Annotated in this window: 13 protein-coding genes and 1 riboswitch; of the genes, 8 read left to right on the top strand and 5 right to left on the bottom strand. The window is 61.2% G+C overall.

The features are described from left to right. The first annotated feature begins 2 nt into the window (after positions 1–2). Both cydB and cydX read left to right on the top strand, forming a co-directional pair. A complete protein-coding gene (gene cydB / locus K6N12_RS21135; RefSeq protein ID WP_097627874.1) occupies positions 3–1,157 on the top strand; it encodes a cytochrome d ubiquinol oxidase subunit II in 1,155 nt (384 codons plus the stop codon). 100 nt (positions 1,158–1,257) lie between these two features. Beyond that, positions 1,258–1,380 carry a cytochrome bd-I oxidase subunit CydX gene (gene cydX, locus K6N12_RS21140; protein ID WP_017957645.1) on the top strand — a complete coding sequence of 41 codons (123 nt, stop codon included), beginning with the start codon at positions 1,258–1,260 and terminating at the stop codon, positions 1,378–1,380. A 42-nt stretch (positions 1,381–1,422) separates the two neighbouring features. Here the strand turns inward: cydX and K6N12_RS21145 are convergent, their stop codons facing one another. The 5 genes from K6N12_RS21145 to K6N12_RS21165 form a co-directional block, all read right to left on the bottom strand. After that, positions 1,423–3,426 carry an aldo/keto reductase gene (locus tag K6N12_RS21145; RefSeq protein WP_097627873.1) on the bottom strand — a complete coding sequence of 668 codons (2,004 nt, stop codon included), beginning with the start codon at positions 3,424–3,426 and terminating at the stop codon, positions 1,423–1,425. A 38-nt stretch (positions 3,427–3,464) separates the two neighbouring features. After that, on the bottom strand, positions 3,465–4,547 hold the full coding sequence (locus K6N12_RS21150) for an ABC transporter ATP-binding protein (RefSeq protein WP_097627872.1): 1,083 nt from the start codon (positions 4,545–4,547) through the stop codon (positions 3,465–3,467). A 20-nt stretch (positions 4,548–4,567) separates the two neighbouring features. Beyond that, positions 4,568–5,404: a carbohydrate ABC transporter permease gene (locus K6N12_RS21155; protein WP_097627871.1), complete on the bottom strand. Its 837-nt coding sequence runs from the start codon at positions 5,402–5,404 to the stop codon at positions 4,568–4,570. Then, positions 5,401–6,261, bottom strand: a complete 861-nt coding sequence (locus K6N12_RS21160) for a carbohydrate ABC transporter permease (RefSeq protein ID WP_017992298.1) — start codon at positions 6,259–6,261, stop codon at positions 5,401–5,403. Before K6N12_RS21160 ends, K6N12_RS21155 begins: the two co-directional genes overlap by 4 nt. Positions 6,262–6,344: 83 nt before the next feature. Then, the gene (locus tag K6N12_RS21165) at positions 6,345–7,619 is read right to left on the bottom strand and encodes an extracellular solute-binding protein (protein ID WP_097627870.1); all 1,275 of its coding nucleotides are present in this window, start codon (positions 7,617–7,619) and stop codon (positions 6,345–6,347) included. An 86-nt stretch (positions 7,620–7,705) separates the two neighbouring features. Between K6N12_RS21165 and K6N12_RS21170 the strand changes: the two genes are divergently transcribed. The 6 genes from K6N12_RS21170 (at position 7,706) to K6N12_RS21195 (ending at position 13,286) form a co-directional block, all read left to right on the top strand. Further along, the gene (locus K6N12_RS21170; RefSeq protein WP_097627869.1) at positions 7,706–8,626 is read left to right on the top strand and encodes a helix-turn-helix domain-containing protein; all 921 of its coding nucleotides are present in this window, start codon (positions 7,706–7,708) and stop codon (positions 8,624–8,626) included. 211 nt (positions 8,627–8,837) lie between these two features. Then, a riboswitch (guanidine-I (ykkC/yxkD leader) is annotated at positions 8,838–8,946 on the top strand. A 74-nt stretch (positions 8,947–9,020) separates the two neighbouring features. Beyond that, positions 9,021–10,094, top strand: coding sequence for a putative urea ABC transporter substrate-binding protein (locus K6N12_RS21175; RefSeq protein ID WP_097627868.1), 1,074 nt, complete (start codon positions 9,021–9,023; stop codon positions 10,092–10,094). A gap of 65 nt (positions 10,095–10,159) precedes the next feature. After that, positions 10,160–10,978, top strand: coding sequence for an ABC transporter permease (locus tag K6N12_RS21180; RefSeq protein ID WP_097627867.1), 819 nt, complete (start codon positions 10,160–10,162; stop codon positions 10,976–10,978). Then, positions 10,975–11,805 carry an ABC transporter ATP-binding protein gene (locus K6N12_RS21185; RefSeq protein ID WP_097627866.1) on the top strand — a complete coding sequence of 277 codons (831 nt, stop codon included), beginning with the start codon at positions 10,975–10,977 and terminating at the stop codon, positions 11,803–11,805. Before K6N12_RS21180 ends, K6N12_RS21185 begins: the two co-directional genes overlap by 4 nt. Continuing rightward, positions 11,802–12,623, top strand: a complete 822-nt coding sequence (locus tag K6N12_RS21190) for an urea amidolyase associated protein UAAP1 (protein ID WP_097627865.1) — start codon at positions 11,802–11,804, stop codon at positions 12,621–12,623. The genes K6N12_RS21185 and K6N12_RS21190 overlap by 4 nt, the downstream gene beginning before the upstream one ends. 12 nt (positions 12,624–12,635) lie before the next feature. Further along, positions 12,636–13,286, top strand: coding sequence for an urea amidolyase associated protein UAAP2 (locus K6N12_RS21195; protein WP_018516560.1), 651 nt, complete (start codon positions 12,636–12,638; stop codon positions 13,284–13,286).

The raw sequence follows: 13,286 nt of genomic DNA on the forward strand, positions 1-13,286 counted from the left end.
CCATGATCCTTCACGAACTCATCGACTATGAAACCCTGCGTCTCATCTGGTGGCTGCTGCTCGGCGTGCTGCTGATCGCCTTTGCGACAACAGGCGGTTTCGATCTCGGCGTCGGCACCCTTCTGCCTTTCGTCGCCCGGACCGACACGGAACGGCGCGTGGCGATCAACACCATCGGCGCCACCTGGGAGGGCAACCAAGTGTGGCTGATCCTCGGCGGCGGCGCCATCTTCGCCGCCTGGCCGCCGCTTTATGCGGTGTCCTTCTCGGGCTTCTATCTAGCGATGTTCGCGATCCTCTTCGCGCTCATCCTGCGCCCGGTCGGCTTCAAATATCGTTCGAAGCGGGAAAGCGCCAGTTGGCGGAACGGCTGGGACTGGGCGCTCTTCGTCGGCGGTTTCGTGCCGTCGCTGATCTTCGGCGTCGCCGTCGGCAATGTGCTGCAGGGCGTGCCCTTCCGCTTTGCCGACGATATGCGGATCTTCTACGAGGGCTCGTTCTTCGCCCTGCTCAACCCCTATGCGCTGCTCTGCGGCCTGCTTTCGCTAGCCATGCTGACGATGCATGGTGCGGCCTGGCTGGTGTTGAAGTCGAGTGGCCCGGTCGCGGTGCGTGCCAGAAGCTATGGCAGCATCGCCGCCCTTGCCGTTATCGTGCTTTTCGCACTCGGCGGCCTCTTCCTGTGGATCGGCGTCGGTGGCTATCGCATCACCAGCGATATCAGCCCGATCGGTCCCTCCAATCCGCTGCTGAAGACCGTGGCGCTGGAGAAAGGCGCGTGGCTCACCAACTACACCACCCACTCGTGGATGATCATCGCGCCCGTCCTCGGCTTCGTCGGCGCGGCACTGGCCTTCATTGCCATGCGGGCAAGGCGCGAGGTCATGACGCTGCTCTTCAGCAAGGTGGCGATCTTTGGCATCATCTCGACGGTCGGCCTGTCGATGTTCCCGTTCATCCTGCCCTCCTCGCTCGATCCGCGATCGAGCCTGACGGTCTGGGATGCATCCTCCAGCCACATGACGCTGTTCATCATGCTTGTGGTGACGGTGATCTTCCTGCCGATCATCTTCGCCTACACAGCCTGGGTCTACAAGGTTCTGTGGGGCAAGGTCGATGAGAAGTCGATCACCGACAAGAACAGTCACGCTTACTAGAGCGATTCAGGAGAACCGCTCTAACCTTTTGTTTCTACGCAATTCCGGACGGAAAACCGCTTCGCACTTTTCCTGGAATTGCTCTGAGGGAGACCAAACGATGTGGTATTTTGCATGGATCCTCGGCCTGCCGCTGGCCGCGGCCTTCGCTGTCCTCAACGCCATGTGGTACGAGTTGATGGACGATGCGGCCAGGAAGAAAGCTTCCGAGCCGCGCAAGTAGAAAAGCAAAGGGCGCGGTTTGAACCGCGCCCTCTCTATTGCTTCAGCCTTCCAGCCACTTCACCTGATCAGGTGTCAGCTTGATGTCGAGCGCCGAGAGGCTGTCTTCCAGCTCGGCGACGGTGCGCGGCCCGATCAGCGGAATGACCGGGAAAGGCTGGGCGATCACATAGGCGAGCGCGATGTGGATCGGATTGCGGCCAAGCTTGTTGGCAAGCTCGATGGCGCGGTCGCGGCGTCCGAAATTGCGCTCGGAATACCAGACCCGGACGATCTCCTCGTCATCTCTCTTGTCGCGGCCGGCGCGGTCGGTAAAGAAGCCGCGACCCTGGCTCGACCAGGCGAAGTTCGGAATCTGCTTCTCGTTGAGCCACTTTTTCCAGTCGTCATCGGAAGCGGCGACGCAGCCGGCCCAGATCGGATCGAGCATCTCGGCAAGCGAGAAGTTGTTGGAGAGAGCCGCCGGCGCCGCCTTGCCTGATTTTTCGGCATAGGCGATCGCCTCGTCGAAGCGCGCCCGCGTCCAGTTCGATCCGCCGAAGATGCCACGGATGCGCCCGCGCTTGACCTCGGCATCCATGGCATCGACGAACTCGCCGACGGGCACGTCGGTATTGTCGCGATGCATGAAGTAGATGTCGACATAGTCGGTCTTCAGCCGGTCGAGAGACTGGTCGAGCTGCTTGGCGATCATGTCGGGATAGCAGAGGGGCGAATGCGCGCCCTTGCCGATCAGCACGATCTCCTCGCGCGGGACCTTTCGGCTCATGTGCCAGTCGCCGAAGATGGCTTCCGTCTTGCCGGCTCCATAGACAAAGGCCGTATCGAAGGCATTGCCGCCGGCCTCGTAGAAGGCGTCGAGCGTCAGCGAGGCGGCGGCGAAGTTCGGGAAGAATTCGAAGCCGAGTGTCACGACCGAGGCCGGCTTGGAAATGCCGGGTATCTCACGCTGCGGAATGCTGTTGCCGCGCGTGACAGCACCGCCGGCAATGTTGGCCGTTCGCTTTGCCGCTTTCTCGACGCCGTATTCGAGGCCGACCGAGGCGCGCCACTGGTCGAGCACGCGCAGGTTTCCGATCGAATCCGCCCAGCTCATGCCGGGAGAGCTGAACTCGGTTCTGCCGGCGCGGATGGCATCGCCCGCCGCATCTGCCTCAAAGGAATAGAGCCAGCGATCCTCCCTGAGTTCGACGGTTTCTCGGCTGCCGCCCTTGAAGATCTCGATCTTGCCCACGCCGCCCTTATGGCCGGAGGCGAACCAGAAGTCGGCGACTTCGATCCGGCCCTCGGAGCCGATGATACGCAGCACATTGTCCTGCTGCGCCATGATCGAGCAGGAGACCTCGGCAATGATCTCGTTCGGGAATTTGAGCACGGCGGAGGCCCATTCATCGACGCCGCTCTGGCCGAGATGGGCGACGCCCGAAACCTTCTCCGGGTCGAGGAAGGCCTTGCCGTCCGCGGCGCCGGCGATCAGCCTTGCCATCGAGACCGGGTAGCCGCCGACATCGAGAATGCCGCCGCCGGCGGTATCGTTGGCGAACAGCCGGTGCTCCGGCCTGTAGCTGCCCATATTGAAGCCGAAGCTCGAGCGAATGATGCGCAGCGTGCCGATGACACCGCTCTTGATCAGTTCGACCAGCTTCTCCGTCTGCGGATGCACGCGGTACATGAAGGCCTCGCCGGCAAAGACGCCGGCCTTCTTGGCCTCGTAATAAACGGCTTCGGCATCATAGGCCGAAAGCGCGATCGGCTTTTCCACAAGGATATGCTTGCCGGCGCGCGCGGCCTTGATCGCCCATTGGGCATGACCGGTATGAGGCACGGAGATATAGACCGCATCAATCTCGGGGTCGGAAAGCAGCGCCTCATAACCGTTGACGATGCGGGCGCCGGGGAAGTTTTCTGCCAGTCCCGGCTTTGAAGGGTCGCGGGTGGCGATCGCCACCAGTTTGCCGGTGCGCGAATGAGCGACGCCGTCTGCAAAGGTGCGGGCGATGGTGCCGGGGCCGATGATGCCCCAGCGGATCGGTTGATCGGAAGTCATGGAAACCTCTCTCGTCTTTCTGCCTTGGGATTTGTGGTTTAGCGAAGCCGTTTGCCGACGCCGTCGAAAAGGAATGTGTGGCGTGCAGGAAGGCCGACGGTCAGCGTCTCGCGATTGCCGGCGGTGCGCGATTCCGGCCGCTCGATGATCAGCTGCTCGCTGCCGATGGCGGCATAGATGTAGCTGGTGTTGCCGAGATGTTCGGCGACGTCGATGGCGACGGTGAGATCGGCGTCACCCATGCCTGCATCGACGAAATGTTCGGGACGGATGCCGAGCGTCACCTTCGTGCCGGCTTCGATGGGTTCGGTGACGGGCAGCGGCAGGCGCATATTGGCATCGCTTTCCAGCGCGATCACCGCCCCGCCCGGCTGCGTTTCGACCACCACGGCTTTGAGGAAATTCATCTTCGGCGAGCCGACGAAGCCGGCGACGAACTGGTTGGCGGGATCGTCATAGAGGTCGAGCGGGGCGCCGATCTGTTCGATATTGCCGGCGCGCAGCACGACGATCCTGTCGGCAAGCGTCATCGCCTCGGTCTGGTCGTGGGTGACGTAGATCATCGTCGTGCCGAGCTGCTTGTGCAGCCTGGAGATTTCGACGCGCATCTGGACGCGCAGTTCGGCGTCGAGGTTCGACAGAGGCTCGTCGAACAGGAAAACCTCCGGTTCGCGCACGATGGCGCGGCCGATTGCGACGCGCTGGCGCTGGCCGCCGGAAAGCTGCTTCGGCCGCCGCTTCATCAGCTCGGTGATCTGCAGGATCTCGGCGACGTGGCGCACACGCCGCTCGGTATCGGCCTTCGGGTTGCCGTTCATCCGCAGGCCGAAGCTCAAATTCTCCTCGACGGTGAGGTGCGGATAGAGCGCATAGGACTGGAAGACCATGGCGATGCCGCGATCGGCCGGTTCGACGTCGTTGACGACCCTGCCGCCGATCCGAAGCTCGCCTGAGGTGATGTCCTCGAGACCTGCGATCATCCTGAGCAGCGTGGACTTGCCGCAGCCGGAGGGGCCGACGAAGACGACGAATTCGCCGTCCTTCACCTCCAGATCGGCGCCATGGATGATCTCGAAGCCGCCGAAGCGCTTGACGATATTGCTGAGTGAAAGCTTTGCCATGCAGCCTCCCTATTGTTCGATTATTTGATTGCGCCGGCCGCGATGCCGGCGATGAAATGGCGCTGGAGAGCCACGAAGACGACAAGGATCGGCGCTGTCAGCAGCACCGCGCCGGCCATGATGCCGCCCCAGGAGACCTTGGTGAGGCCGATCAGCGTTCCCAATGCCACCGGCGCCGTCATCATTCCCGGTTTGGAATTGATCAGCAGCGGCCAGAGGTAGTTGTTCCACGAGGCGAGGAAGAGGATGATCGACAGTGCCGCCATGGTCGGACGCGCCAGCGGAAGGGCGATGCGCAGGAAGATCTGCCATTCCTTGACGCCTTCGACCCGAGCGGCATCAAAGAGCTCGCCTGGCATCATCGAGAAGGATTGCCGCATGAACAGAACGCCGAGCGAATTGAACAGCGGCGGCACGATCAGCGCCACCCAGGTGTTTGCCAGCTTGAATTCGCGTGCCACCATGATGAACTGCGGGATGACGACCACCGAAAACGGCAGCGTGATTGTGCCGAGGATGATGGCGATGACGATGGAGCGGCCGACGAAACGGTACCGCGCCAGCGCCCAGCCCGCCATCGAGGTCAGCAGTACCGACAGGACCGTATAGATGAGCGCGACGCCGACGGAGATCACCATGGCGCCGATGAAATCGGTATCGGCCTGCAGGTTCTTGAAATTCTCGATGAAGTTGGTCGATGGCCAGAGCACGATGTCAGGGCTGAAGATGCCGTTGTCGGGCATCGTCGAGAAGACGAACATCATCCACAGCGGAAACAGCCAGATCAGAGCAAGCGGTGCCAGTGCGGCATGCAGCGCGATCTGACGCAGCAGAAGGGATTGCGATTTGGATCTCATTTCGGATCCCTCCCGACCCAGAGATTGAGAAGCGAGATCGCCACGGCAAGGGCAGCCATCGTATAGGCGATCGCCGAGGCATAGCCGAAGTTCAGCGAGGTGAAGCCTTGGCGATAAAGTAGCAGGCCGAGCGTCTCGGTGCCGCCGCCGGGACCGCCACGATTGGTGATCAGGAAGGGCTCGGTGAAGAGCTGCATGGTGCCGATCACTGAAAGAACCACGCAGAAGAGGATGATCGGTTTCAGAAGCGGCAGGGTGATATGAAAGAATTGCTGGATCTTGCTCACCCGGTCGAGTGTCGCCGCCTCATAGACATCGTCAGGAATCGACTGTAGGCCGGCGAGGATGATGATGGCGTTGTAGCCCGCCCAGCGCCATGTGACGGCAAGGATGATCAGCGCCATGGCGGCATTTGCATTGTCGAACCAGGAGACCGGGCTGAGACCGACGGCCGAGATCAGCTTGTTGATGATGCCGAAATCGAGGCTGAACATCAGCCGGAAGACGGCAGCATAGGCGACCTCGCCGACGACGACGGGCGCAAAGAAGGCGAAGCGGAAGAGCGGCCGCGCTTTCAGCAGCGGCGAATTGAGCATTACCGCCATGACCGTCGCGAGTGCGATCATCACCGGCACCTGAATCAGCAGGATGATCAGCGTATTGTAAAGAGCATTGTAGAAGGCCGGGTCATAGAAGAGCCGGCCCCAATTGGCCTGGAAACTGAATTTCCACGGATTGATTCGCGTGTTCTGAAACGAAATCAGGAACGAATTGATGATTGGCCAGACCCAGAAGGTGGCAAAGACCAGCAGATAGGGGGCGAGGAACGCGTAGGCGCTCCGGGTTCTGAACGGCATCAAGCCTCCTCCTCACGAATGAATGACCGGCCGCTTTGCAAACCGGGGGAAAGCCGGGCGCCTGAAGCGCCCGGCATCGTCATTCATTGCGCGATAGGGAGGCCGGTCGCCGAAGCGATCTGCTTGGCGGCGTCGTCGAGAGCCGCCTTCGCATCGGGATAGCCGCCAGCGAAGAACTTCGTCTGCGTCGCCTTGAAAATGGCTTCCGCATCACTCTGGAAGGCGGTGCCGCGGCTCGGTACGATCTTCGGCAGTGTCGCCAGAATATCCGCCCAGACCTTCTGGCCGCCCCAATAGGGCTGCGGCTCATTGACGAAGGGATCCTTCTCAGCCGAAAGCAGCGACGGAACCAGACCGAACTCCTTCAGCATGGTGATCTGACCCTCATCCGTGCCGAGGGCGTAATTGACAAATTTCCAGGCGGCTTCCTTATTCGCGGATGTCGCCGAAATGGCGAGCGACGAACCGCCGAGATTGGCCGCATGCGGGCCATCGGCGGTCAGGCTCGGCATTCTGTAGACGCCCCACTTGCCCTTGAGATCGGGAGAGGTCGAGCGCACGGTGCCCTCATACCAGCCGCCATACAGCTGGCTTGCGGCCTTGCCGGCGGTATTGGCCTGGATCTTTTCGTCCCAGTTGGCCGACGTCAGCGTCCCGGCATCCTTCATCTCCTTCACCTTTTGCAGCGAGGCGACGCAGGCCGGCTGGTTGATGGTGATGTTCTGACCGTCGGTCGAGTAATAGCCGCAGCCCTGTTCGTTGGCGATCATGCGAAACCATTCGCTGTCGCCGTTGAAGTCGGCCTGCGCCATGACGACGCCGGGGTTGGCGGCGGAAATCTTCTTGCCGGCAGCGATGAAATCGTCCCAGGTGCTGATCGTGCTCGGATCGACGCCGGCCTTTTCGTACAGATCGCGGCGGTAGAAGACGGCGACAGGACCGGAATCCCACGGCATGGCATAGGCGACATCGCCGACTTCAAGCTCGGTGCGCTTGAAATCAGGGAATTTCGCCTGGATCTCGGGCGTGTAGCCGAGCTCCTTCAGATTGGCGAAGCAATCCGGGAAACGGCTCCAGAAGATTTCAGCCTCGAAATTTTCGATACTGACAATGTCAGGCAGGCCGTCGCCGCCGGCGGCGCAGGCAGCCAGCGTCTTGTCGAAGACCTGGCTGTTGCCGAGGTCCTCGACGGTGATCTTGATATCGGGAAACTGTTTGTTGAAGCCTGGAAGCGTGGACTTCAATGCCGATGCGGCGACATTCCAGCTCCAGATGGTCAGATTGGCCGACTCAGCGAATGCGGAGCCGGAAGCAAGCAGTGCGACAGCTGCGGTCGCAGCGAGAAGTTTGAAGCGCATTGAAAATCCTCCCTTTTCAATTGCCGATTTTTCACGAACGCGGTTAGACTATCCGCAAGGGAGCGGCTGTCTCCTAAAAAGGGAACATGGATTTGGCGGAAAGTAAGGTCGGCACGAGTGCAATCTATCAGCCCGGCGCAAGCAGCATAGAGGGTTCGCCGACGGCGCTGCAGATGTTTCATGACCATCCGCTGGTCATGGCTATGCCGCACTGGCATGCGCAGGTTGAGGTCAACTTCGTCATGCGCGGCACTGTCCATTATCGGATGAGCGACCACGAATTTCGGCTGAACGCCGGCGAAATGTGCCTCTTCTGGGGTGGCCAGCCGCATCAGATGGATGAATCCTCGGATGATTCGCTCTATGCCGGCGCCCATCTGCCGCTCATTTATTTCTTCCGGTTGCGCCTGCCGATCAGCATTTCCAGCCGGCTGATGAAGGGCGAGACGCTGCTGACCTCGGCGACCGATGCTGCCGACAACGAGAATTTCGCCCGTTGGTTCCGCTATTCCAAGTCCGGTGATTCCGCCAAGGCTCAGCACGCGGTCGACGAATTGCTGCTGCGCATCGAGCGTATCGCGCTCGAACCCTATTCGATGACGACATCGAAGACGGTCGCCAGCCTTGAAGGCGATCAGCCGCATCCGAATTCCTCGCGCAACGTTGCACGCATGTGCGATTTCATCGCCGCCAATTTCCTGCAGGACATCGATTCGGTCGACATTGCCCGCGCCGCCGACCTGCATCCGAAATATGCGATGAACCTCTTCAAGCGATCGACCGGCATGACGCTGAGCAAATATGTGACGCTGCTCAGGCTGTCGCGCGCCCAGGCGATGCTGATGAGCGAAGGCGCCAACGTGCTGCAGGTGGCGATGGACAGCGGCTTCGGCTCGATCAGCGCGTTCAACAAATCCTTTCGCCATATCGCCGGCATGTCCCCATCGGACTTCCGCCGCGATATCCGGCTGGTGACGACGGTCCCCGCCGGCGCCTTCCGGAACTAGATCGGGGACGTGTCGCACTTCGGCGTTTTACCTGTTCTGCCGCTTGCCTTTCCTCTGAGCAGAAAGACGTCGGCGCTTAAGATGGTGGCAGAAAGTGCGCATTTACTGTGCAAGTGCATGCACTATTCAGGCTGCGGGCGAAAGACAGCCTGTTCACCGTCAATGAATTCAACAATTTATAGTTTGGCACGCCCTTTGCTTCGATAGCTGCAGAGTTGGTGGCTAGGGTTCCGGCGTCGCAGGGCGCGGCTGGTCCGAGAGCTGCCACCGGCGGGGGAGACATCCCGCCGGGTGCACGGCGGGACAAAAGCCCGGGAGACCTCGTAAGCCAAGGGATTGGCGGCACGATGGTCATTGCCGATCCCTTTTGACGAAAAGCAAAAGGGGAATTTCAATGCAGACTTTTTCGAAGCTTCTTTCAATCACCGCACTGACGGCATCCTTGGCGCTGGGCGTCGGCTCCATCGCGAAAGCCGAACAGAAGACCGATTTCAAGGTCGCCTGGTCGATCTATGTCGGCTGGATGCCGTGGGGATACGCGGCCGATCACGGCATCGTCAAGAAATGGGCTGACAAATACGGCATCAAAATCGAGGTCACCCAGTTCAACGACTACGTCGAATCGATGAACCAGTACACGGCCGGTGCCTTCGATGCCGTGACGCTGACCAATATGGACGGACTGTCGATCCCGGCCGCCGGCGGCGTCGATACCACAGCCGTGATCGTCGGCGACTTTTCGAACGGCAATGATGCGGTCATCCTGAAAGACAAGGCGAGCCTTGCCGACATCAAGGGCCAGAACGTCAATCTCGTCGAATTCTCCGTCTCGCACTATCTGCTGGCCCGGGCGCTCGAAAGCATCAAGATGACCGAGCGCGACGTCAAAGTGGTCAACACTTCCGATGCCGACATGGTCGCTGCCTACAAGACGGCTGACGTAACGGCTGTCGTCACGTGGAATCCGCTGGTCTCGACCATCCTCGAAGATCCCACGGCCAAGAAGGTTTTCGACAGTTCGCAGGTGCCGGGCGAAATCATCGACCTGATGGTCGCCAATTCAGGCGTGCTGAAGGACAACCCGAATTTCGGCAAGGCGCTCGCCGGCATCTGGTATGAAACCGCAGCACTGCTGACATCAGACAGTGCCGACGGCAAGGCCGCCCGCGAGGCGATGGGCCAGGCATCGGGCACCGATCTCAAGGGTTTCGAATCCCAACTCGCAGCCACCAAGCTGTTTGCCAAGCCGGCCGATGCCGTTGCCTTCACTGCCTCGGGCAGCCTGCCGAAGACAATGGATCTCGTCCGCAACTTCCTGTTCGAAAAAGGCCTGCTCGGCAATGGCGCGCCGTCCGCCGACGTCATCGGCATCGAAATGCCGGACGGCAAGATCCTCGGCGATAGCGGCAACGTCAAGCTGCGGTTCACCGAGACCTACATGAAGGCGGCCGCTGACGGTTCGCTCTGAGCGATTTTTAAGCAGCGACGCGGCCTTCCCTGCGCCGCCCATCCTTCATCAGCGGAGCTTTCCCTATGCGCTGGATCAACACGAAGCCGAGCCGGGGCGCGCAGCTTGCCTTGACGCTGCTGCCCTTCGTGCTGCTGGTCGTTGCCTACACGTTCGGCTCGGCGGCGCGGCTGGCGGAAAATGCCAACGACAAACTGCTGCCCGGTCTTGCCGGTTTTGCCGATGCGATCGATCGCCTGGCCTTCATCGCCGATCCGCGCACCGGCGAATACCTGCTCTGGTCCGATACCGGAGCGAGCCTGGTGCGCCTGTTTGCCGGCCTTGGCATCTCCACTATCACCGCGCTCGTCATCGGCATGCTGATCGGCATGCTGCCTTATATGAGGGCGCTGCTCTCCCCTTTCGTCGCCGTTATCTCAATGGTGCCGCCGCTGGCGCTGCTGCCGATCCTGTTCATCGCCATGGGGCTCGGCGAAGCCTCGAAGATCGCGCTCATCGTCATCGGCGTTGCGCCAACGATGATCCGCGACCTTGCGCTGAAGGCGCTGGAGCTGCCGCGTGAGCAGATCGTCAAGGCTGAAACGCTCGGCGGCTCCTCCTGGCAGATCGGCCTTCGTGTCGTGCTGCCGCAGATCTTGCCGCGGCTGATCACCTGCCTCAGGCTTCAACTCGGTCCTGCCTGGCTATTCCTGATCGCGGCAGAAGCGATCTCGTCGGATTCCGGTCTCGGCTACCGCATCTTCCTCGTCCGCCGCTATCTCTCGATGGACGTCATCTTTCCCTATGTCGTCTGGATCACGCTGCTCGCCGTGATCATGAACTATATCCTCGATCGCATCCGCATCGCCGTCTTCCCCTGGTCGGAGCTGGAGAAGCAGGCATGAGCGAGTTGGTGATCGAAAAGGTCTGGAAAGAGTATGGCGACCAGATCGTCCTCGAAGATGTGTCGCTGATTGTCGCCGCGCGCGCCTTCGTGGCCCTTGTCGGACCGTCCGGCTGTGGCAAGTCGACGTTCCTGCGCATGCTGCTCGGCCAGGAGCGGCCGACGCGGGGCACGATCCTGCTCGACGGCGAAGCGCTGCCGCAGGAGCCAGGCCCGGATCGCGGCGTCGTCTTCCAGCGCTACTCCGTCTTCCCGCATCTGACGGTCCTCGGAAACGTGCTGCTCGGGCGCGAACTCTCGGCGTCCCGCTACAAGGCCAAGCTTTTTGGCGCTGCCCGCCGCGATGCCGTCGACGAAGCTCGGCGGCTGATCGGCGAAGTCGGCCTTTCCGGCGCCGAGGACAAATATCCGGCGCAACTATCAGGCGGCATGCAGCAGCGCCTTGCGCTGGCGCAGGCGCTGATCATGAAACCGAAGGTGCTGCTGCTCGATGAGCCATTCGGCGCACTCGACCCCGGCATCCGCGCCGAAATCCACACATTGATGAAGCGGCTCTGGCACGAGACGCAGATGACCGTCGTCATGGTGACGCACGACATGCGCGAGGCATTCACGCTGGCGACGCGGGTCGTCGCCTTCGAGCGCAAGCGTGACCGCCCGGAGGAAAAGGAGCGCTACGGCGCGACGATCACCAAGGACATTTCGATCTGGCCGCCGAGGCTTGCCGGCGCGCCCACCATCTTCAGCCCCGACCGGGACGGCCCGGTCATTTCTCTGGGCCTTCGCCGGGACGACCCGGCTTCCAGTCCGTCAGGAGAAAAGCCATGATGCATGTCAGACGTTCGCCCGAAGAGATCGCCGCCAACCGGCAGCGTTACGAGGAACATCAGAAAAAGGGGCTGGAATTCGCGCCGAAGGCCCTACCGGCGCCGAGCCCCCTGCCCGCCCCCGGCATCGATGCGGCTGCGATCATCCATCAGGAAACCATCCCCGGCGGCTGGTACTGGTCGACCGCGCTGAAGCGCGGCGAGGCGCTCCGCATCGATCAGGGCGAAGGCGGATCGACTGTGGTGCTCGTTGCCTGGAACGCCACTGATACAAGCGAACGGCTCAATCTGGTCGATACGGTCAAGGTTCAGTGGACGACCGCCCTCGGCAAGGGCCGCGTCATCTTCTCAGATATGGGCCGGGTGATGTTTTCGCTGATTGAGGACAGTTCCGGCGCCCATGACTGCCTGATGGGTGGTTCGACGGCAGCTTCGAACGCCGCAAAATATCCTGGCGTGAAGACCCGCAACACTCGCGACAATCTCGTGCTCGTCGCCGGCAAGCTTGGTCTCACCAGACGCGATATTCCTGCGATTCTCAATCTCTTCGCCCCGGTTCGCGTCGACGACAACGGTGGCTTCCACTGGCGCGGCAAACTCTCCAACAGCGGCGATTATGCCGAACTGCGCGCCGAGATGGACATGATCGTCGGCTTCTCGAATTGCCCGCATCCGCTCGATCCCGACCCGGTCTATGCGCCGAAGCCGGTGATCGTCACGCGCTTTCGCGCGCCCGCACCCGCAGTGGACGATCTCTCGCGCACAGCAACCGCCGAAGCCCTTCGCGGCTTCGAGAACAACGCCTCGATGCTGGCCTGAGGGAGAATGACGATGACCGATTTCATCAAGACTTCAGCTTCGCGCAGCCTCGAAAACGCCGTGCAGGAACATTTCATCCCGGCCGAAGCGCCGTGGTCCGGCATCGTGCGCAAGGGTCAGACCATCCGCATCGAGGACAGCTACGGCCAACAGGCAATCGATACGCTGTTTTATCGCGCCGATGACTTTGCCGAGCGTTATTCCAACCAGGATACGATGCGGGCACAAGGCGGCGCCTATATCGGCACCGGCACGAAGATCATTTCGAACGAGGGCAACGTCATGCTGGTCATGACGGCCGATAGCTGCGGCCGCCACGATACATCAGCCGGCGCCTGCTCCTGCGAGAGCAACACGGTGCGTTTCGGCCACGGAACCAAATACCTGCATGCCTGCCGCGACAATTTCGTGATCGAGGTGACAAAACACGGCATGAGCAAGCGCGACATCGTGCCGAACATCAATTTCTTCATGAACGTGCCGATCAAGCCGAACGGCGAGATGACTATCGTCGACGGCATTTCCGCGCCTGGCGATTATGTCGAACTGGTGGCGGAGATGGACGTGCTCTGCGTCATCTCCAATTGCCCGCAGATCAACAATCCCTGCAACGGCTTCGATCCCACGCCGATCCGGGTGCTGATCTGGGACGGCGAGGACTGA

This window comes from Rhizobium redzepovicii, assembly GCF_019793435.1.
GTDB lineage: Bacteria > Pseudomonadota > Alphaproteobacteria > Rhizobiales > Rhizobiaceae > Rhizobium > Rhizobium redzepovicii.